This window comes from Embleya sp. NPDC020886, assembly GCF_044333915.1.
In the GTDB taxonomy this organism is placed as follows: Bacteria; Actinomycetota; Actinomycetes; order Streptomycetales; family Streptomycetaceae; genus Embleya.
Window position 1 is genome coordinate 401,790 of record NZ_JBIRRX010000004.1, and the last position, 19,725, is coordinate 421,514.

The following is a 19,725-nucleotide window of genomic DNA, read 5'->3' on the forward strand; positions in this document are numbered from 1 at the left end:
GCGGGTGATCGGGCACCACGTTGCCCGGTCGTCCGCACGGGCGGTTTTGCGGCCGGTCGGGCCGCCCGCGAGGACCCGCTAGACCCGGCGTACGAAGACCCGGCCGAAGTCGCCGCCCGTGGCCAGGAGGGTGCCGTCGGCGGAGAAGGCGAGGCGGCGTACTCGTTGGTCGTCGTGGCCGGGCAGGGCCCGCCCGTCGGCCTCGCGCAGTTGCGCGTCGTACACGTGCAGCGCGCCGGTGCGACGGCCGCCGACCGCGAGTCGCTTGCCGTTCGGTGAGTAGGCCCACGCGTAGCACGTGTTCCAACCGTTCGGGTGGTGCGGGTCGGTGAAGTGCCAGGCCGGCTCGCCGGTGTCGATCGAGATGGCGAACGGCCCGTGCACCCGGCCCCGGTTCACCAGGAGCAGGGTCTCGCTCGGATCGAAGCCGAGGTCGCCGATCTCCCACGCGAGCGGCACCCGGGCCGCCAGGCGAGCGGTCGCCACGTCCCACACCTCGACCTCGTTGGTCGAGTCCTGCATCGCGTCCCGGTGCCCGTAGACCAACCCACGACTGACCCGCCACACCGCCAGCAGCCGGCCCGACGCGGACAGCGCGGCGGCCCGGCACTCGGTGGTCGACGAGTCGGTCGACACCTCGCACACCTGCGCACCGGCCGCGTCCAGGACCCGCACCCGGTCGCCGGAGTCGAAGACCACGAGTCGTTCACGGGCCGCGTCCCAGGACGGCTGCACGGTGTACGGGTTGAACAGGGCGTCCTCGAACTGCCGGTAACCGGCGAGCTGTTCCTCGCGCAGGGTGACCAGGTCGAGCCGACGCGTGAACCCGCCGACGGTGTAGACCACCGCCGATCCGGTCGCGTCGAACAACACGCTGCGGATGCCGGTCGGCCGCTCGTCCGTCGGTACCGCGTGCACCGTGCGCCGGACCCCGGTGGCCACGTCCACCAGGCGGATCGCGCCGTCGTAGGCGATCAGCACCGTGTGCCCGTCCGGATGCAGGTCCAGCGCCCGCGACGCGGTCTTGCCCGGCGGCATGAACTCCAACACCACCGGATCCTCCGGCCCGCCCAGCCGGACGAACCCGGCCCGCAGCGCCTTGCCCACCTCCCGACGCAGCGTCACCACCGCGGCGGCCGGATCGGCGAACTCCTTGCGGGTCTGCCGAGCCGCCCCCTCCCCGGACCACGCGGCCCGGACGAACTCGGCGCCGTCCACGGCGAAAGATCGATACTTGGGCCCGGCCGAGTCCGGCAGTACGAGCGTGACCTGTTCCTGTCGCATCGGAGCACGGTAGGGCACGCAGGAGACACGGTGACCGCCCGGTCGCCGAGCGGTCACCGTGTCGGACCGGGGCTATTCGAACGTGGCCGCCGCCTCGCGCAGCGCGCGAACGACCGTCTCCGGGTCGTAGGGGGCCGGTGGCCCCGGGGTGTAGGTGACCGCGGTCAGGTCGCCCGTATAGCGGAACGAGCGACGGCGCTCCCACAGCGGCCAGGACACCGGCGACTTGCGATCCACGCCGACGCTGATCCCCTGTAGCGGCGCCATCCCGATCAGGATGTGCACACCCTCCAGCCAGGCCACGTCCTCGCCGTCCACCGCGACCGTGAAGTCCCAGCGAAAGTGCGGCCGCGCGTGTGCCCGGAGCACCACCACCCGGGTACCCGGCGCCAGTTCGCCCGCGTCCACCTCGTGCAGTTCGCCGTACTCGTTGTAGGCGAAGAACAGCCGGCCGTCCTCGACATAGACGCTGTACCCACCGCCCTGATCGCCGTGCGAGACCAGCACGCCCTGATCGGCGGCCCCGTGCCCGCCCAGTTCGATGGACACCTCGAAGTCCCGGAAGGTGATCAGCTTCGCCGAGCGATAACGCTCCAGCTCCGGCGTGCCCGCGAGCAACCGCACCGGCCGGCGCAGCCGCTCCTCGGCCGGCCCACGCAGCGCGAGCCCCCCGCCGTCGGCCAGCGGGAACACCCCGTTGCGCCACGCGTCGGCCTCCCACGCGGCGGCCAACTCCCGGACCACCTCCGGATGTCGGTCCGCCAGATCGTCGATCTCGGTCGGATCCGCGGTGATGTCGTACAGCGCCCATTCCTCGTCGTCGTACGCGTCGCCCGCCCGGTGGTGCGTCACCAACTTGTAGGGGTGGCGGTAGTAGCTGCGATTGCCGACCATCTCGCTGTACTGCTCGCCATGCCGCGACTCGGCGGCCGGATCCGCGAGCACGTTCGTGAACGAGGTCCCGTCCAACTCCTGCGTCGGCGCGCCCGATCGTTCCGGCGGAACCGGCACACCGGCCAGGTCGAGCAGCGTGGGCAGCACGTCGGTGACGTACTGGTACTGCGGCCGCACCCCGCGTTCGCGCAACCCGGCCGGCCAGGAGATCACGAACGGCACCCGCACCCCGCCCGCGTAGGTCTGGCCCTTGTACAGCCGAAACGGCGTGTTCGAGGCCATGCCCCAGCCGCGCGGGTAGTGGATCAGGCTGCGCGGCCCGCCGATCAGGTCCGGGTCCAGCTCGATGTCGCCGCGCCAGTCGGCGGGCTTGGCCGGGTGCTGATTGAACCGCTTGAAGTAGGCCCGGGTGCCCTCGGCGCCGCCCTCGCCCGTGCCGCCGTTGTCCGAGGTGAACACGATGACGGTGTTGTCCAACTCGCCGAGCGCCGCCAGGGTGTCCACCAGTCGGCCCAGGTTGTGGTCGATGTTCGCGACCATGCCCGCGTAGACCTCCATGTACCGCGCGTACAACTCCCGGGTCCGCGGCTCCAGGTCGGCCCACGCGCCCACCTCCTGCCCGGCCTCGAAGTTGCGCCGGGGCAGCCGGGTGTTCGGGTCGAACAGCCCGGCCGACCGCTGCCGGTCGAAGCGCTCCTCGCGCAACACGTCCCAGCCCCGGTCGTAGCGGCCCCGCTGCGCCGCGATGTCCGCCGCCTTCGCCTGCAACGGGCCGTGCACCGCGTTGTGCGCGACATAGAGGAAGAACGGCTTGTCGTGGTCGTGCGCGCGCAGGCCCTTGATCATCGCGATCGCCTGATCGGTGATGTCGTCCGTGTAGTAGTAGTCCTCGGGCAGCTCGTCGATGTCCAACGGCGAGTTGTCCCGGACCAGTTGGTGCGGATGGAACAGGCTGGTCAGGCCCTCCAGGACGCCGTAGTACCGGTCGAAGCCCTTCTGGAGCGGCCAGTTGCCGCGATGGTCGGCCGTATTGGACGCCGAATCGCGCACCAGATGCCACTTGCCGACCGCGAAGGTCGCGTAGCCCGCGTCGTGCAGGGTCTGCGGCAGGGTCGGGATGTCGTCCGAGATCTCCATGCCGTAGCCCGGGAAGCCGGGATCGGCGTTGGCCACCATCGCGTAGCCGACCCGGTGCGGATTCAGGCCGGTGAGCAGCGCCGCCCGGGCGGGGGAGCACAGCGGCATCGTGTGATAGTTCGTCAGCCGCAGGCCCCGCTCGGCGAGTCGGTCCAGAGTGGGAGTGGGGATCTCCGAGCCGAACGGGCCGATGTCGCTGTAGCCCATGTCGTCGATCAGCACCACGACCACGTTCGGCGCGCCCGGACGGGCCGCACGCGGTTGTGGCCAGGCCGGCTCGGACGTGGCGAAGGTGCGGCCGACCCGGCCCGGGAAGCCCTGGTACGGATCCCGGTGTCGTTCGTCGGGAATGGGCACGTGACGCTCCTTCAGACTGCCTCGGCCGCACGCACGGCGACCGGAACGGGGGAGGGGACGGCGGCCAACAGGGCCTTCGTATAGGGGTCCTGCGGATGCGCGACCAGATCGTCGGCCGGGCCGGTCTCCACCACACGGCCCTCGCGCAGCACCACGATCCGGTGGCTGATCGAGCGCACCACCGCGAGGTCGTGCGCGATGAACAGCAACGCCAGACCCAGTTCGGCCTGGAGCTCGGCGAGCAGGTTGACCACCTGGGCCTGCACCGAGACGTCCAGGGCGGACACCGCCTCGTCGCAGATCAGCACCGAGGGCGCGGGTGCCAACGCCCGGGCGATGCCGATGCGTTGCCGCTGCCCGCCGGAGAAGTCGCGGGGCAGGCGGGAGGCCGCGGCCGGATCCAGACCGACCCGTTCGAGCAACTCCAGGACCCGTGCCCGGCGTTCCAGCGGCGTGCCGATGCGCTGGGCGTGCAGCGGGTCGGCGACGATGTCGCCGACCGTCATCCGCGGGTTGAGCGAGGCAAACGGGTCCTGGAAGACCATCTGCACCTCGCGGGCGAGCCGACCCTTGCCGGCCACCCGGATCACCCCGCGATCGGGCTTGTGGATGCCGACGATCGCCCGGGCCAGGGTGGACTTGCCGGAACCGGACTCGCCGACGACGCCGAGCGTCTCGCCCGGATACAGCACCAGGTCCACGTCCGTCAGCGCGGCCACCGCCGGCCGCCTTCGGGAGCGGAACGACTTCGATACGCCGCGTACTTCGAGCACCGGCGAGGTCGGATCCGGTGCGTTGCGCCGGATCGGCCCGGGCTCGTGGGCGGGTGCCTCGGTCGGCGGCACCCAGCACGCGCTGCGCACGTCGTCGGTGACCGGGACCAGGTCCGGTTGTTCGGTTCGGCACCGGTCGATCACCGCGGCGCACCGGTCCGCGAACGCGCAGCCGAGCACCGGCAGCGCCAGGTCCGGCGGGGTCCCGGGGATCCCGGCGAGTCGGGTGCCGGCGGGGGTGTCCAGGCGCGGCACCGCCCGCAACAGTCCGGCGGTATAGGGGTGTCGAGGTGCGGTGAGCACCTCGGCGACCGGACCCTGCTCGATCACCCGACCGCCGTACATCACCGCGACCCGGTCGCAGCGTTCGGCGACCACCCCCATGTTGTGCGTGATCAGCAGTACGGCGGTGCCCAGTTCGCGGCGCAGCGTGTCCAGCAACTCCAGGATCTGCGCCTGCACGGTCGGATCCAGCGCGGTGGTCGGCTCGTCGGCGATCAGCACGTCGGGCCGGTTGGCCAGGGCCAGCGCGATCATCACCCGCTGCCGCATGCCGCCGGAGAACTGGTGCGGGTAGCCGGACAACCGGGCGCCCGGGATGCCGACCAGCTCCGCCAGCTCGACCGCACGGGCCTCGCGGGCCCGTCGGTCGCCGAACCCGTGGGCGCGCAGTGCCTCGTGCAACTGTCGGCGCACCGTCAGCAGCGGATTCAGCGACGTCATCGGGTCCTGGAAGACCATGCCGATGCGCCGCCCGCGCACCCCGACCAGTGCCGCCTCGGACGCCGTGACCAGGTCGGTGTCGCCGTCCAGCAGCACCGAGCCGCCCACGATCCGGCCCGCGGGCGGCAACATCCGGGCCAACGCGAGCGCGGTCGTCGACTTGCCCGAGCCGGACTCGCCGACGACGCCCAACATTTCGCCGACGGCCAACTCCAGGTCCACGCCGCGTACCGCGTGCACCGGGCCGCGCTCGGAGTCGAAGACGACCCGGAGGTCGTGCGCGGCCAACAGCGGGGTGCCGGCCCGGATTTGTGCGGGCTTGTCGATCGTGACGGTCATCGCCGGACCCCCTTGTTGAGTGCTTCCGCGATCAGGTTCAGGCCCAGCACGAACGCGCTGATGGCGACGAGCGGGCCGATGGCGTAGCTCGGGTGGTCTTGGAGGTGCATCACCGAGCCACTGACGATCGAGCCGAGCGAGGGCTCGGGCGGACGCACGCCGATGCCGATGAAGCTCATCGCGCCCTCGACGATCACCGCGATCGACAACGACACGGCGATCTGCACGACCAGGGGATCGGCCGCGTTCGGCAGGATGTGCCGGACCAGCAGCCGGACCCGACCGGCGCCGCCGACCCGGGCCGCCAACGCGTATTCGCGCTCGCGGTGGGACAGGATCGCGCCGCGCAACATGCGGCCGAACGCGGGCGCCTCGACCACCGCGATCACCACGATCACCGTGCTCTTGCCGGCACCGAGCACGGCGGTCACGGTCAGGCCCAGGATCAGCCCGGGAAACGCGAGCACCAGGTCGAACGCGCGCTGCACGACCACGTCCGCCCACCGCGACGTCACCGACACCAGCGCGAGCAGGCAGCCCGTGAGCGCGCCCAGTGGTACCGCGCTCACCACCACGATCAGGTCGGTGCGGATCCCGAACAGCACCCGCGACCACAGGTCGCGGCCGATCTCGTCGGTGCCCAGCGGATGCTCCCCGCTCGGCCCCAGCAGCGCGTCCGCGGTCTGGAAGGTGGGTGCGTACCGGGTCAACAGCGGTGCGGCCAGGCCGAGCAGGACCACCAGGGCGACCACGGTCAGCCCGGCGATCCCGCGCGGTGTGCGCAAGCCCCGTATATAGGGGTTGCGCGCCCGCTTCGTGGGCGCGATCGGTGCCGGGGCCTCGTCGACGATCACTGCGGCGCTCATCCCAGCCTCACCCTCGGGTCGAGCAGCGCGTAGGCGATGTCGGTCAGCAACTGCACGAGCACGTACACCCCCACGAGCAGCAACAACAGCGTCTGGACCACCGGGTAGTCGCGCCGGGCCACGCCCTGTTCGGCGAGCTGACCCAGTCCGGGCCAGGCGAACAGCGCCTCCACCACGACCGCACCGCCCAGCAGCGCGCCGACCTGCATGCCGAGCACGGTCAACACCGGGGGCAATGCGTTCGGCAGCGCGTGCCGCCACAGGATCCGCCGGGGCGAGACGCCCAGCGAGCGGGCGGTGCGCACGTAGTCCTCGCCGAGCGCCTGGCGCACGCCGTCCCCGAGGTAGCGGGCGAGCACCGCCGAGCCGGGCAACGCCAGGCACAACGCGGGCAATACCAGGTACTGCAACCCGATCACCGGGTCGGCCACGATCGACTCGTGTCCACCCGGCGGCAACAACCGCCAGGTCACCGCGAACAGCAGCACCAGCAACACCCCGGTGACGAACACCGGCACGGTCAGCGAGACCGAGTCGACCGCGCTCAGCAGCGCGCGCGGGACACGGCCGCGGGCGGTGGCGCCGAGCACGCCGAGGATCGGGCCGAGCACCAGCATCAGCACCAGGGCGCCCAGCGCGAGTGCGAGCGTGTTGCCGAACCGGGCCCCGATCAGGTCGGTGATCCGCCCGCCGATCAGGTACGACCGGCCCGGGTCACCGGTGAGCAGGTCGCCGATCCAGGAGAAGTACTGGGCCGGGAAAGGCCGGTCGAGGCCGAGGTCGGCGCGGATCGCGGCGACCGTTTCGGGAGAGGGATCGGAGCCCGCGAGCGTGGTCGCCGGATCGCCCGGGATCAGCCGCAGGATGGCGAAGATCGCGAACGAGGCGAGCACCAGCACGAGCAGGGCCGAGGGCAGTCGGCGCAGGAGGTAGCCGCTCATCTCAGCCCGCCAGGTACGCGTCGTCGAGCACGGTCGCGTTGTAGCGGTTCTGTCGCACGTCGCGCAGCTTCGCGGTGGCCGGCTGCACATTGGTCAGCACCGCGAGGTCGATGATGAACTGCCGGTCCAGCAGCGCCCGACCCAGTTCGGCGTAGGCGACCTTGGCCGCCGCCGAGCGCGCGTCGGTCTGGTTCCAGGCGCGTTGCACGATCTCGGTGTACGCGGGGTCGACGAACTTCGAGGTGTTCCTGGCCTCGTTGAACGGATACGCGCTGACCGCGAGCGTGGCTGGCTGGTTGGACGCGAAGCCGTGCGTGCCGGTCCACAGGGCCGGCATCGTCTGCGCGATCAACCGGGCCTGGAACTTGGCCGGATCCAGCGGTTCGAGGGTGGTCTGGACACCGACCCGGGCCAGATCGAACTGCACCATCTGGGCCACCGCCGGAGCCGTGCTCAAGAACGCCATCGGCAGGTCGAGGCCGCCGCCGTGGCCCGCCTCGGCCAACAGCGCCTTGGCCCGGGCCGGGTCGTGCGGGTAACGATTCGCGTCCGCGTCGGTGTATGCCGGCGAGGACTTGGGCCACGGCGCGGCCGAGGCGAGCCCGTAGCCGCCCAGCGCCTGCTTGACGATCCGGTCCCGGTCGACCGCGAAGGACAGTGCCTGGCGCACCCGCTGGTCGTCCAGCGGGGCGACCGAGGTGTTCACCCCGAGGTAGATGTTGCCCGAACCCTGGTCGTATTCGCGCAGATCGAGCGCCTTGTCGTCGCGCAACGGCACGATGTCGCGCCCACCGAGGCCGGCGGCCAGATGGCTCTGGCCGCTGCGCAGCGAGGCGATCAGCGCGTCCGGCTGCGGGACCACCCGGATCTCCACCGCGTCCAGGTAGGGCCGCTCGGGCACCCAATACCTCGGATTGCGGTCCAGCACCAGCGAGGTGCCCGGGGTCCAGGTCTTCCACACGAAGGGGCCGGTGCCGACCACGTTCCGGCCCAGCACCGCGTCCTCGACCGACTCCTTGGCGGAGATCACCATGAACTCGAACAGGTCGAAGATGTTGGCCACGGGATGGGCCAGCCGCAGCGTGAGGCGATGCGGCGAGGCGATGTCGAAGCCGGTGACCGCCAGCGCGGTGGCCCGCAACTGGGCGCTGCGCTGCGGGTTCTGCAGGTTCTGCACCGCGAACACCACGTCCTCGGCGGTGAACGGGCGCCCGTTGTGGAAGACGACGTCCTCGCGCAGGGTCAGCGTGATCGCCTTGCCGTCCGGCGCGATCTGCCATCCGGTGGCCAGTTCGGGTTGTGGATCGAGCCCGCCGGGGGCGTAGTGGGTCAGGGTGTTGAAGACCAGCCGATGAATGCTGAACATCGGGCCCTGGGTGAACAACAGGGCCGGGGTCAGATCGGCGAGGGTGGCCACTCTGAGTGTGCCGCCGCGCCTGGGTCTGCCCGCCGCCCCGGCCGGCGCGGTCTTGTCCCGGTCCACCGCCGAGCGGCAGCCGGCGAGGCCCAGCAGGGCGGCGCCCGTACCGATTCCCTGGACGAGCCGGCGACGGCTCAACATGTCGACGAAGGTGGGTGAAACGGACATTCGGACTCCTGGAAGGCAGGTTTGCGCGCACGCCGAATCGCGGCCGGTTCGCACGCGAACGGCATCGGGGCGTGGCGAGGGAGACCGCCGGCGGACCCGGGCAGGGGTCGGCCGCACGCGGTCGGGTGCGACGAACGGTCGGGGGAGAGCCGGGAAAGTGCCCGCGCGGTGCCGAGCGGGATCAGGCGCGCGTGGGCGCGCCGATCGTGGGGGTCACGCGCGGTTCGGGGGTGGTCCTACCGGGAGTGTGGAACTCCGGTCAGCGGACGGGCCGGACGGCACAGATCGCGCTGGCCTGTCGACGAAGGTCGACATGGCGGCGCGTCACGAGGCCGACGTCACGGTGGTTCACGAAATGGAGAGTTGCAGCCGGCTGCTGCGGTGGTCAACGAACAATCCGCCCGCGTCTCACATCTCGGACGGTGCTGTCACGAAATCGATCAATTCCTCCACCTTTCCCAGCAGCGCCGGCTCCAGGTCGCGGTACGAATCCACCGCCGCGAGGATCCGACGCCAGGCCCGCGGCGGGTCCACCGGCCAGCCGAGCGCCGTGCAGACCCCTTCCTTCCAGGGCACTTCGCGCGGTACGTCCGGCCAGGCCGCGATGCCCACCGACGCCGGCCGGACCGCCTGCCACACGTCGATATAGGGGTGTCCCACCACGAGCACCTGATCGCCGGTCACCCGCGCGGCGATCCGGCTCTCCTTCGAACCGGGCACCAGGTGGTCCACCAACACGCCCAGCCGCCGACCCGGGCCCGGCGCGAACTCGCGCACCACCGCCGGGAGATCGTCGATGCCTTCCAGATACTCCACGACCACGCCCTCGATCCGCAGGTCGTCGCCCCACACCCGCTCGACCAACTCGGCGTCGTGCCGACCCTCCACATAGATCCGACCGGCCCGCGCCACCCTGGCCCGAGCGCCACGCACCGCCACCGAACCGGACGCGGTCCGCCCGGGGGTGCGCGCCGGGCCCGGCGCCCGCGGGCGGACCAGGGTGACCACCTCGCCGTCGATCAGGAAGGCGCGCGGATCCAGCGGGAAGACCCGGAGCCGGCCGTGCCGATCCTCCAGCGTGACGGTGAACCCCTCGGGCGTCTTCTCCACCCGGACCACCGCGCCGCAAAAGCCGGTCGAGGCCTCCTCCACCACCAGATCGCGTTCGGCCTCGACCTCGGGGACGGGCTTGTCCTTCTTCCATCCCGGGATCAGCGACTCGGGTCCATGGCTGCGCATGGCAGTGACGCTAGTCGGGTGACGGTACGTCAGTCCGGTACGACGCGCCCGGCGGCGACCTCGGCCAGCCAACGGTTCTGCCGAACCACGAACTCCTCGTCCACCACCGCACCGTGTCCGGGCAGCCAGACACTCGCGTCCAGCGCACGCACCCGGGCCAGCGAATCGCTCCACTCGGCGGCGAACGCGTCCGAGCCGAACAGCGGCGGCCCGCTCTCCTCCACCATGTCGCCGGCGATCAGCACCCCGCAGTCGGGCACGTGGACGACCACATCGTGGTCGGTGTGTCCACGGCCCGGCGCGTACAACACCACCTCGCGCCCGCCCAGGTCCACCGTGACCGGCTGCTCGCGGGCCACCAGGCGGGTCGGCGGCACGATCCGCGCGGCATTCATCAGGCCAGGGTCGAAGCCGTACGAGATGCCGCTCGCGCGACCGGCGTCGCCGCGCCGCTCCAGATACTCCGGCAGCTCCGCGTGGCCCCAGATCTCGGCGTCCGGGAAGGTCCGCAGCACCTCGTCGTTGCCGAAGCAGTGATCGAAGTGACCGTGTGTGTTCACCACCGCGACCACCCGGTCGGGCAGCCCGTGCGTGGGCAGCTCCCGGGCGAGTGAGGCCAACAGCTCTGCCGCCTCGCGGTCGTGCGATCCGGTGTCCACGAGCAGGATCCCGTCCCGGCCCGTGACGACCGCCACATTCAGTTCCAGGCCGGGCAGCCGGCGGCGCAGGACGCCCGGTGCGATCGGCTCCCAGGTGGCGTGTTTCGGCTGTTCGGCGCGTAGCATGCGTCAACCTTGGCACGGACGCAGGGGTACGGTCCGGATCGGGTGACCCGTACACTGGCACTCGGCGGGACGGAGTGCCAACCAGCACGACGAATCGCCGCAGACGGGACACGGCAACGGGTGGAAGAACCGGTCAGGGAGGTGCGCACCATGCTCGACGATCGTAAGCAGGACGTGCTGCGCGCCATCGTGCAGGACTATGTGGCGACCCAGGAACCGGTGGGTTCCAAGGCGCTCGCGGACCGACACAACCTCGGGGTCTCCCCGGCCACCATTCGCAACGACATGGCCGCGCTGGAGGAGGAGGGCTACATCACGCAGCCCCACACCAGCGCCGGTCGCGTGCCCACGGACAAGGGCTACCGGCTGTTCGTCGACCGCCTCGCGGGTGTCAAGCCGCTGTCGGGCGCCGAGCGTCGGGCGATCCAGACCTTCCTGGCCGGTGCGGTGGACCTGGACGACGTGGTGGGCCGGACGGTGCGGCTGCTGGCGCAGCTCACCCATCAGGTCGCCGTCGTGCAGTACCCCTCGCTGACCCGCTCGACGATCCGGCACGTCGAACTGCTCACCCTCGCGCCCACCCGGGTGATGCTCGTGCTGATCACCAGCACGGGTCGGGTCGAGCAGCGGGTGATGGACACACCGGGCCCGGTCGGCGAGAACCTGCTCGCCGACGTCCGGGCGCGGCTGAACAGCCGGATCACCGGCAAGCGGTTCGCCGATGTGCCGTTGCTGATCCAGGATCTCGCCGAGCCGTTCACCGCCGAGGAACGGCCGATCGTGGCGGGCATCCTGGCCACCCTGCTCGACACCCTGGTCGAGCACAAGGAAGAGAAGGTCGTCCTGGCCGGGACGGCCAACCTGACCCGTTTCGGCATGGACTTCCCGAACACGATCCGCCCGGTCCTCGAAGCACTGGAGGAACACGTCGTGCTGCTGCGCCTGTTGGGCGAGGCGACCGACCCGGGCATGGTCGTGCGGATCGGACACGAGAACATGCACGAAGGACTGGCCGCGACCTCGGTGGTCGCCGTCGGATACGGCAGTGGGCAGGAAACGCTGGCGAAGCTCGGGGTGCTCGGGCCGACCCGGATGGACTACCCCGGAACGATGGGAGCGGTGCGCGCCGTGGCTCGGTACGTCGGACAGATTCTCGCGGAGTCGTAGAGTTGGCTACCGATTACTACGAGGTCCTCGGGGTACGGCGGGACGCCACCCCGGAGGAAATCAAGAAGGCCTTCCGCCGGCTTGCTCGGGAGCTGCACCCGGACGTCAATCCGGACCCGAAGACGCAGGACCGGTTCAAGGAGATCAACAACGCCTACGAGGTCCTCTCGGACCCGCAGAAGCGACAGATGTACGACCTCGGCGGCGACCCGCTGTCCTCCGGGGGCGGCGGGGGCGGCGGCTTCGGCCAGGCCGGCTTCGGCTTCAGCGACATCATGGACGCGTTCTTCGGCCAGGCCAGCCAGCGCGGACCGCGCTCGCGTACGCGCCGCGGCCAGGACGCGATGATCCGGATCGAGATCACCCTCGAAGAGGCCGCGTTCGGCACCACCCGGGAGATCCAGGTGGACACCGCCGTCACGTGCAACACGTGCAACGGCGAGGGCGCCGCCCCGGGTACCTCGGCACAGACCTGCGACATGTGTCGCGGGCGCGGCGAGGTCAGCCAGGTCACCAAGTCCTTCCTGGGCCAGGTCATGACGTCGCGGCCGTGTCCGCAGTGTCAGGGCTTCGGCACCGTGGTCCCGCACCCGTGCCCCGAGTGCGCGGGCGACGGCCGGATCCGCGCGCGGCGCACGCTCACCGTCAAGATCCCGGCGGGCGTGGACAGCGGCACCCGGATCCAGCTCGCGGGCGAGGGCGAGGTCGGCCCCGGCGGCGGCCCGGCCGGCGACCTCTACGTGGAGATCGTCGAGGTCCCGCACACCACCTTCCAGCGGCGCGGCGACGACCTGCACTGCACGGTCACCATCCCGATGACGGCGGCGTCGCTGGGCACCAAGGTGCCGTTGCAGACGCTGGACGGCACCGAGGAGATCGACATCCGCCCGGGCACCCAGTCGGGCCAGTCGATCCCGCTGCACGGACGCGGCATCACCCACCTGCGCGGCGGCGGTCGGGGCGACCTGATCGTGCACGTCGAGGTGCAGACGCCGAACAAGCTCGACCCCGAGCAGGAGGAGCTGCTGCGGCGGCTCGCCAAGCTGCGCGGCGAGGAACGGCCCTCCGGCCAGTTCACGCCGGGCCAGCAGGGCCTGTTCTCCCGGCTCAAGGACGCGTTCAACGGCCGATGAGGCCGGCTGCGGCGCGCGCGGGTGTTCTACGCGCGCGCCGCGTCGTCGTAGCGCGCCGGACGGGCCGAAATCGCCCGATCCGGCGCTCGGTCGCGCATTGACCTCGGACGGTGGCGCGAGTTCGGGTCGAGGACACGCCCTAGGCTTGGTCGGGTGACGCGAGCCGAGCCGTCCTTGAGCGAACGGGGAGCATGATGCCGACGACCACCGACCCGACCCGGCTGACCGCGCTGCCGATCGTGCAGGCGCCGATGGCGGGGGCGGCCGGATCCGCGCTCGCGGCCGAGGTCGCGCGCGCGGGCGGGCTCGGCTTCCTGGCCGCCGGGTATCGCTCGGCCGACGCGCTGGCCGCCGAGATCGAGGAACTGCGCGCGCTGATCGGCGACGCGCCGTTCGGGGTGAACGCGTTCATGCCGCACCCCGCGCCCACCCGGGCCCAGGACGAGCGCACCCGGCGCTACGCGACCTCGCTGGCCCGGGCCGCCGCACACTACGGAGGCACCGTCGGCACGCCCGCCCCCGGCTCGGAGCGGGACGACTGGGACGCCAAGCTCGCGTTGCTGCTCGCCCACCCCGTCCCGGTGGTGAGCTTCACCTTCGGCCTGCCCGACCTCGACGCGATCGGCGCGTTGCGCGCCGCCGGCACGTCGACCGTGGCCACCGTGACCACGCCCGAGGAGGCCCGCCTCGCGAGCGCAGCCGGGGTCGACGCGCTGTGCGTGCAGGGCATCGAGGCCGGCGGCCACCAGGGCGGCTTCGCCAACCCGGACGCCCCCGCCCCGTACGGCCTGCTCACCCTGCTCACCCTGATCGCCGCCGAGACCGAGCTGCCGCTGATCGCCGCCGGCGGCCTGATGACCGGCCGCCAGATCGAGGCGGTGCGGCTCGCCGGCGCGAGTGCCGCCCAACTGGGCACCGCCTTCCTGCGCTGCCCGGAAGCCATCGCGCCCGCCGCGCACAAGGCCGCGCTGGCCGACCCGGCCTTCGATCGCAGCGTGCTCACCCGCGCCTTCTCCGGCCGCTGGGCCAGGGGACTGCACAACGGCTTCGTGGCCCGCCACGAGGCCGAGGCCCCCGGCGTCTACCCCTACGTCCATCACCTGGTCTCGCCGATCCGCAAGGCCGCCGCCGCCCGGGGCGAGGCCGACGGCCTGGCCCTGTGGGCCGGTCAGGGCTGGCGCCTCGCCCGCGAGGAGCCGGCCGCCGAAGTGATCGGCCGGCTCGTCGACGAGATGGCCGCCACCCGAAAGGCAGCCGCTTGAGCGCCCCCGTCTTCCTCGCCCCCGGCGACGCCATCCGGCACGGCCGGCAGGTCGTCCTGGACGGTGTCGAGGGCCGGCACGCCGTCACGGTGCGCCGCCTCGTCGCCGGTGAGCCGATCGTCCTGGCCGACGGCGCCGGACTGGCCGTGCACGGCACGGTCAACCGCACCGAGGGCAAGGACACGCTGTACGTCGACGTCGACTCGCGCACCGAGGAACCCGCCCCCACCCCCCGGATCGTGGTGGTCCAGGCACTGCCCAAGGGCGACCGCGGCGAACTCGCGGTGGAGACGATGACCGAGGTCGGCGTCGACGTGATCGTGCCCTGGGCCGCCGCCCGCTGCATCACCCAGTGGAAGGGCGAACGCGGCGCGAAGGCACTGGCCAAGTGGCGCTCGACCGCCCGCGAGGCGGGCAAGCAGGCCCGCCGGCTGCACCTGCCCGAGGTGACCGAGCCGATGAGCACGCGTGGGGTGGCCGCCCTGCTGGGCGAGGCCGCGTTCGCGGGCGTCCTGCACGAGGACGCCGACGCGCCGATCGCGACCGCCGGCACGCCGACCGAGGGCGACCTGGTCCTGGTGGTCGGCCCCGAGGGCGGGGTGTCCCCGGACGAACTGGCCGCGTTCGCCGCCGCCGGCGCGAGCGCGTACCGCCTGGGCCCGACCGTGTTGCGTACTTCCACGGCCGGCGTCTCGGCCGCGTCCGTGTTGTTGGCCCGCTCCGGCCGCTGGGGCTGAAGCGGCGGACGGGACACCTGACTACGATCGGGGGCGACCGCCCGTGATCGACTCGGACCCGATGGAGGCACCCATGGCTGCGGGGGAACCCCAGGCCGACTGCCTGTTCTGCAAGATCCTCGCCGGCGACGTCCCGGCCACGATCGTCCGCGAGACCAAGGACGTGGTGGCCTTTCGGGACATCAACCCGCAGGCGCCCACCCACGTCCTGGTCATCCCGCGTGCGCACTACGCCAACGCGGGCGAACTGGGCGCCCAGGCACCCGAATTGGCAGGCGCCCTGCTCGCCGAGGCGGCGGCCGTCGCGGCCGCCGAGGACCTCGCCGAGGCGGGCTACCGGATAGTCTTCAACACCGGCGCCGGCGCCGGCCAGACCGTCTTCCACGTGCACGCGCATCTGCTCGGCGGTCGTGGGCTGAGCTGGCCTCCCGGTTAGTCGTCGAGTGTCCACCAGGGAATTCGTCGTTCTCGGCACCGCGAGCCAGGCCCCGACACGACAGCGCAACCACAACGGCTACCTGCTGCGTTGGGACGGCGAAGGGCTGCTGTTCGACCCCGGGGAGGGCACCCAACGGCAGATGGCGCACGCCGGGGTGGCCGCGCACGACATCACCCGGATCTGCGTGACGCACTTCCACGGTGACCACTGCCTCGGCCTCCCCGGCGTGATCCAACGCATGTCGCTGGACCGGATCACGCACCCGGTGACCGCGCACTACCCGGCGAGCGGACAACACTGGTTCGACCGACTGCACCACGCGACCGCGTTCCACGAGACCGCCGTGCTGATCGAGCACCCGCTGGCGGGCGAGCACGTCGAACTGCCCGCCGGGCCCTTCACGCTGGAGGCCCGTCGGCTCTCCCATCCGGTCGAGTCGTACGGCTACCGCGTGGTCGAGCCGGACGGCCGCCGGATGGTGCCCGAGCGGCTCGCCGCGCACGGCATATCCGGCCCAGACGTCGGTCGGATCCAGCGCGAGGGCCGCGTCGGCGAGGTCACCCTCGAACAGGTCAGCGTGCCGCGCCCGGGCCAGCGGTTCGCCTTCGTGATGGACACCCGGATGTGTGCGGGCGCGGTCGAGCTGGCGCGCGACGCGGACCTGCTCGTGTGCGAGTCCACCTTCGCCGACGCCGATGCCGAGCTCGCCCGCGAGGTCGGCCACCTCACCGCGCGCGACGCGGCGGTCATCGCCGCCGAGGCGGGGGCGCGTCGGCTGGTGCTGACCCACTTCTCGCAGCGCTACTCCGACGTGACGCCGCTCCTGGAGCAGGCCCGGGAGGTTTTTCCGGACACCGTCGCGGCGCACGACCTGGACCGGATCGACGTGCCCAGGCGGCGGCAGCCGGCGGAATAAACCCCGGGGTCCGCCGGGACCGGAGAGCTACCATTGAGCAACATCGAACCGCTTCCCGAGCACGGAAATGAGGCGTGATCAGGCCGCCAAGGCCGCCCATGGCTCCCACGACGAACGCGCGAGGCGCGAGCTCCGAGAACACCGCGCGCGAGAGCACGCGCGAAACTCCGGCCGCGCAGGCCCAGGCGAAGATCACGATCCCCGCCAAGCACCCCATGGTGGCGCTCCTCGGGTCCGGCGACTCGTTCCTGCGAGTGGTCGAGCAGGGGTTCCCCGCCGCGGACATCCACGTCCGCGGCAACGAGGTCACCGTCTCCGGCACCGAGGCCGACGTGGCCCTGATCCGCCGGCTCTTCGACGAACTGCTGGTCATCGTGCGCACCGGCCAGCCGCTCAACGAGGAGGCGGTCGAGCGCTCGGTGGCGATGGTCCGCTCCGGCGACGGGCACGGCCCCGCCGAGGTGATGACCCTCAACATCCTGTCCAACCGCGGCCGCACGATCCGTCCCAAGACGCTCAACCAGAAGAGCTACGTGGACGCGATCGACGAACACACCATCGTGTTCGGCCTGGGCCCGGCGGGCACCGGCAAGACCTACCTGGCGATGGCCAAGGCGGTCCAGGCCCTGCAGTCCAAGCAGGTCACCCGGATCATCCTGACCCGCCCGGCGGTCGAGGCCGGCGAGCGCCTCGGCTTCCTGCCCGGCACCCTCTACGAGAAGATCGACCCCTACCTGCGCCCGCTCTACGACGCGCTGCACGACATGATCGACCCCGACTCGATCCCCCGCCTGATGGCGGCCGGCACCATCGAGGTCGCCCCCCTCGCGTACATGCGTGGAAGGACGCTCAATGACGCCTTCATCATCCTGGACGAGGCGCAGAACACCTCGGCCGAGCAGATGAAGATGTTCCTGACCCGACTCGGGTTCGGATCGCGGATCGTGGTGACCGGCGACACCACGCAGGTGGACCTGCCCGGGGGCACCCAGTCCGGGTTGCGCGTGGTGCAGGAGATCCTGCGTGGCGTGGACGACATCGCGTTCTGCCACCTCACCAGCGAGGATGTGGTGCGACACAAGCTGGTCGGCCGGATCGTGGACGCGTACGCGCGCTACGACATCCGGGTCGAGGCGGACGGCCGTGGGAACGGCAGCGGCGCCAAGGGTGACCTGCCCGCGACGCGTGGTCGGCGACCGGGCGATCGCAACGGGCGGGGCAAGCACACAGTGAACATGCAAACAGTGGAACGGGAAGTGAACTGAAGGCCATGTCCATCGACATCGCCAACGAGTCCGGCACGGGGGTGGACGAACACGCGATCGTGGACGTCGCCCGGTGGACGCTGGACCGTATGCGCATCCATCCACTGGCGGAACTGTCCGTGGTCATCGTGGACGAGCCCGCGATGGAACAACTGCACATCCAATGGATGGACCTGCCCGGTCCGACCGACGTGATGTCCTTCCCGATGGACGAACTGCGTCCCGGCAAGGCCGACGAGGATCCCCCGCAGGGGCTGCTCGGCGACGTCGTGCTGTGTCCGACCGTCGCACAGCGCCAGGGCGCGGCGGCCGGCCACTCCATGGACGACGAACTGCACCTGCTGACCGTGCACGGCGTGTTGCACCTGCTCGGCTACGACCACGCCGAGCCGGACGAGGAGCGCGAGATGTTCGCGCTCCAGAAGGAGTTGCTCGAATCCTGGCGGGAGGCCCGTCGCGCCGCGGGAGACCGCGGATGATCCCGCCATCGGATCCATCCGCCCCGAGCCGGACCCGGCCTTGGGGCGGCAGTGCCCGCTGACAGCGTGCTGCAACTCGTGGTCGGCGCGATCGTCCTGGTGGTGGTGGCCGGCCTCTTCGCCTGTCTGGAGACCGCCCTCGCGCGGATCTCCCGGGTCCGCGCCGAGGAACTGGTTCGCGAGGAACGCCGGGGCGCCAAGCGCCTGTTGACGGTGGTTCAGGATCCCGCCCGCTATCTCAACCTGGCCCTGCTGGTGCGGGTCGCGTGCGAGCTGTCGGCGGCCGTCCTGGTCACCGTCGTGTGCATGGACGACTTCGCCGAGACCTGGCAGGCGGTGCTGGCCACCATCGGCATCATGGTCGTGGTGTCCTACGTCGCGGTCGGGGTGTCCCCGCGCACCGTCGGCCGCCAGCACCCGGTCACCGTGGCGACCATCGGCGCACCCGTGCTGTTCGGACTCGCCCGCGTGCTCGGACCGCTGCCCAGGCTGCTGATCCTGCTCGGCAACGCGCTCACGCCCGGCAAGGGCTTTCGGGAGGGCCCGTTCGCGTCCGAGGCCGAACTGCGCGCGTTCGTGGACCTGGCCGAGAAGGACTCGTTGATCGAGGACGACGAGCGCGAGATGTTGCACTCGGTGCTGCAACTGGGCGACACCATCGTGCGCGAGGTGATGGTGCCCCGCCCGGACATGGTCTTCATCGAACGACACAAGACGTTGCGCCAGGCGATGTCGCTGGCGCTGCGCAGCGGTTACTCGCGGATCCCGGTGATCGGCGAGAACGAGGACGACGTGGTGGGCATCGTCTTCCTCAAGGACCTGGCCCGGCGCAGCACGATGGGCGATCCCGGCTGGGCCAAGGAGAGCGTCGACTCGATCATGCGCGCCGCGACCTTCGTGCCGGACAGCAAGCCGGCCGACGACCTGCTCCGCGAGATGCAGGCCGACCGCACGCACATGGTCGTGGTGGTCGACGAGTACGGCGGCACCGCCGGGCTGGTCACCATCGAGGACATCCTGGAGGAGATCGTCGGCGAGATCACCGACGAGTACGACACCGAGACCGCGCCGGTGGAGCAACTCGCCGACGGCACCTTCCGGGTCACCGCCCGGCTGCCCGTGGACGAGCTGGGCGAGTTGTTCGGCCTCGAACTCGACGACGAGGACGTGGAGACCGTCGGCGGTCTGCTCGCCAAGGCACTGGGCCGGGTGCCCATCCCGGGCGCGACCGCCGTGGTCGAGGGCCTGCGGCTGAGCGCGGAGAGCCCGTCGGGCAGGCGCAACCGGGTCGGCACGATCGTGGTCGGCCGGGTCGAGTCGGAGCACGACGAGCGATCGAGCGCCGCGGACACCCGCTCGGGGGCCGAGCGCAATCGATGACGGGCCGTCGGGTGGGCCGCC

At 71.5% G+C, this 19,725-nt stretch carries 18 protein-coding genes; 9 read left to right on the forward strand and 9 right to left on the reverse strand.

Features of this window, described 5'->3' with window-relative positions; all coding sequences use genetic code 11:
* Positions 1-78 precede the first annotated feature (78 nt).
* From ACH4U8_RS16830 to ACH4U8_RS16870, 9 genes are all read right to left on the reverse strand, one after another.
* Entirely contained in the window at positions 79-1,284 is a 1,206-nt protein-coding gene (locus tag ACH4U8_RS16830; RefSeq protein WP_395778544.1) for a WD40 repeat domain-containing protein, read from the reverse strand.
* 72 nt (positions 1,285-1,356) lie between these two features.
* Positions 1,357-3,672 carry an arylsulfatase gene (locus tag ACH4U8_RS16835; protein ID WP_395778546.1) on the reverse strand — a complete coding sequence of 772 codons (2,316 nt, stop codon included), beginning with the start codon at positions 3,670-3,672 and terminating at the stop codon, positions 1,357-1,359.
* An 11-nt stretch (positions 3,673-3,683) separates the two neighbouring features.
* Complete coding sequence (locus tag ACH4U8_RS16840; protein ID WP_395778548.1) at positions 3,684-5,507, reverse strand: dipeptide ABC transporter ATP-binding protein; 1,824 nt, start codon at positions 5,505-5,507, stop codon at positions 3,684-3,686.
* Positions 5,504-6,373, reverse strand: a complete 870-nt coding sequence (locus tag ACH4U8_RS16845) for an ABC transporter permease (RefSeq protein WP_395778550.1) — start codon at positions 6,371-6,373, stop codon at positions 5,504-5,506. The genes ACH4U8_RS16840 and ACH4U8_RS16845 overlap by 4 nt, the downstream gene beginning before the upstream one ends.
* Entirely contained in the window at positions 6,370-7,314 is a 945-nt protein-coding gene (locus ACH4U8_RS16850) for an ABC transporter permease (protein ID WP_395778552.1), read from the reverse strand. Before ACH4U8_RS16850 ends, ACH4U8_RS16845 begins: the two co-directional genes overlap by 4 nt.
* A gap of 1 nt (position 7,315) precedes the next feature.
* A complete protein-coding gene (locus ACH4U8_RS16855; protein WP_395778554.1) occupies positions 7,316-8,902 on the reverse strand; it encodes an ABC transporter substrate-binding protein in 1,587 nt (528 codons plus the stop codon).
* Positions 8,903-9,161: 259 nt separating this feature from the next.
* Positions 9,162-9,254, reverse strand: a complete 93-nt coding sequence (locus tag ACH4U8_RS16860) for a putative leader peptide (protein WP_360304608.1) — start codon at positions 9,252-9,254, stop codon at positions 9,162-9,164.
* Between the two features lie 56 nt (positions 9,255-9,310).
* Entirely contained in the window at positions 9,311-10,141 is an 831-nt protein-coding gene (locus ACH4U8_RS16865; protein WP_395778556.1) for a DUF3097 domain-containing protein, read from the reverse strand.
* A 29-nt stretch (positions 10,142-10,170) separates the two neighbouring features.
* Positions 10,171-10,926 carry an MBL fold metallo-hydrolase gene (locus tag ACH4U8_RS16870; protein WP_360304612.1) on the reverse strand — a complete coding sequence of 252 codons (756 nt, stop codon included), beginning with the start codon at positions 10,924-10,926 and terminating at the stop codon, positions 10,171-10,173.
* A 150-nt stretch (positions 10,927-11,076) separates the two neighbouring features.
* Here ACH4U8_RS16870 and hrcA point away from each other — a divergent pair, with 150 nt between their 5' ends.
* From hrcA to ACH4U8_RS16915, 9 genes are all read left to right on the forward strand, one after another.
* Entirely contained in the window at positions 11,077-12,093 is a 1,017-nt protein-coding gene (gene hrcA, locus ACH4U8_RS16875; RefSeq protein WP_360304614.1) for a heat-inducible transcriptional repressor HrcA, read from the forward strand.
* A gap of 2 nt (positions 12,094-12,095) precedes the next feature.
* Complete coding sequence (dnaJ, locus tag ACH4U8_RS16880) at positions 12,096-13,226, forward strand: molecular chaperone DnaJ (protein WP_360304615.1); 1,131 nt, start codon at positions 12,096-12,098, stop codon at positions 13,224-13,226.
* A gap of 194 nt (positions 13,227-13,420) precedes the next feature.
* The gene (locus ACH4U8_RS16885; RefSeq protein WP_395778896.1) at positions 13,421-14,488 is read left to right on the forward strand and encodes an NAD(P)H-dependent flavin oxidoreductase; all 1,068 of its coding nucleotides are present in this window, start codon (positions 13,421-13,423) and stop codon (positions 14,486-14,488) included.
* The gene (locus ACH4U8_RS16890; RefSeq protein ID WP_379990274.1) at positions 14,485-15,225 is read left to right on the forward strand and encodes a 16S rRNA (uracil(1498)-N(3))-methyltransferase; all 741 of its coding nucleotides are present in this window, start codon (positions 14,485-14,487) and stop codon (positions 15,223-15,225) included. Before ACH4U8_RS16885 ends, ACH4U8_RS16890 begins: the two co-directional genes overlap by 4 nt.
* 73 nt (positions 15,226-15,298) lie before the next feature.
* Complete coding sequence (locus ACH4U8_RS16895; RefSeq protein ID WP_395778558.1) at positions 15,299-15,661, forward strand: HIT domain-containing protein; 363 nt, start codon at positions 15,299-15,301, stop codon at positions 15,659-15,661.
* A gap of 7 nt (positions 15,662-15,668) precedes the next feature.
* Positions 15,669-16,580, forward strand: a complete 912-nt coding sequence (locus tag ACH4U8_RS16900; protein ID WP_395778560.1) for a ribonuclease Z — start codon at positions 15,669-15,671, stop codon at positions 16,578-16,580.
* Positions 16,581-16,795: 215 nt separating this feature from the next.
* Positions 16,796-17,845, forward strand: a complete 1,050-nt coding sequence (locus tag ACH4U8_RS16905) for a PhoH family protein (protein ID WP_395778898.1) — start codon at positions 16,796-16,798, stop codon at positions 17,843-17,845.
* Positions 17,846-17,850: 5 nt separating this feature from the next.
* The gene (gene ybeY, locus ACH4U8_RS16910) at positions 17,851-18,324 is read left to right on the forward strand and encodes an rRNA maturation RNase YbeY (RefSeq protein WP_360304623.1); all 474 of its coding nucleotides are present in this window, start codon (positions 17,851-17,853) and stop codon (positions 18,322-18,324) included.
* Between the two features lie 51 nt (positions 18,325-18,375).
* Positions 18,376-19,704: a hemolysin family protein gene (locus ACH4U8_RS16915; RefSeq protein WP_360304625.1), complete on the forward strand. Its 1,329-nt coding sequence runs from the start codon at positions 18,376-18,378 to the stop codon at positions 19,702-19,704.
* The last annotated feature ends 21 nt before the right edge of the window (positions 19,705-19,725 follow it).

What these genes read in the sequence shown, in the direction of transcription:
- ACH4U8_RS16830 (WP_395778544.1), bottom strand. Translation starts at nt 1,284, where the DNA reads ATGCGACAGGAACAGGTCACGCTCGTACTGCCGGACTCGGCCGGGCCC.
- ACH4U8_RS16840 (WP_395778548.1), bottom strand. Translation starts at nt 5,507, where the DNA reads ATGACCGTCACGATCGACAAGCCCGCACAAATCCGGGCCGGCACCCCG.
- ACH4U8_RS16855 (WP_395778554.1), bottom strand. Translation starts at nt 8,902, where the DNA reads ATGTCCGTTTCACCCACCTTCGTCGACATGTTGAGCCGTCGCCGGCTC.
- ybeY (WP_360304623.1), top strand. Translation starts at nt 17,851, where the DNA reads ATGTCCATCGACATCGCCAACGAGTCCGGCACGGGGGTGGACGAACAC.
- ACH4U8_RS16850 (WP_395778552.1), bottom strand. Translation starts at nt 7,314, where the DNA reads ATGAGCGGCTACCTCCTGCGCCGACTGCCCTCGGCCCTGCTCGTGCTG.
- ACH4U8_RS16885 (WP_395778896.1), top strand. Translation starts at nt 13,421, where the DNA reads ATGCCGACGACCACCGACCCGACCCGGCTGACCGCGCTGCCGATCGTG.
- ACH4U8_RS16905 (WP_395778898.1), top strand. Translation starts at nt 16,796, where the DNA reads ATGGTGGCGCTCCTCGGGTCCGGCGACTCGTTCCTGCGAGTGGTCGAG.
- ACH4U8_RS16865 (WP_395778556.1), bottom strand. Translation starts at nt 10,141, where the DNA reads ATGCGCAGCCATGGACCCGAGTCGCTGATCCCGGGATGGAAGAAGGAC.
- ACH4U8_RS16845 (WP_395778550.1), bottom strand. Translation starts at nt 6,373, where the DNA reads ATGAGCGCCGCAGTGATCGTCGACGAGGCCCCGGCACCGATCGCGCCC.
- ACH4U8_RS16870 (WP_360304612.1), bottom strand. Translation starts at nt 10,926, where the DNA reads ATGCTACGCGCCGAACAGCCGAAACACGCCACCTGGGAGCCGATCGCA.
- hrcA (WP_360304614.1), top strand. Translation starts at nt 11,077, where the DNA reads ATGCTCGACGATCGTAAGCAGGACGTGCTGCGCGCCATCGTGCAGGAC.
- ACH4U8_RS16895 (WP_395778558.1), top strand. Translation starts at nt 15,299, where the DNA reads ATGGCTGCGGGGGAACCCCAGGCCGACTGCCTGTTCTGCAAGATCCTC.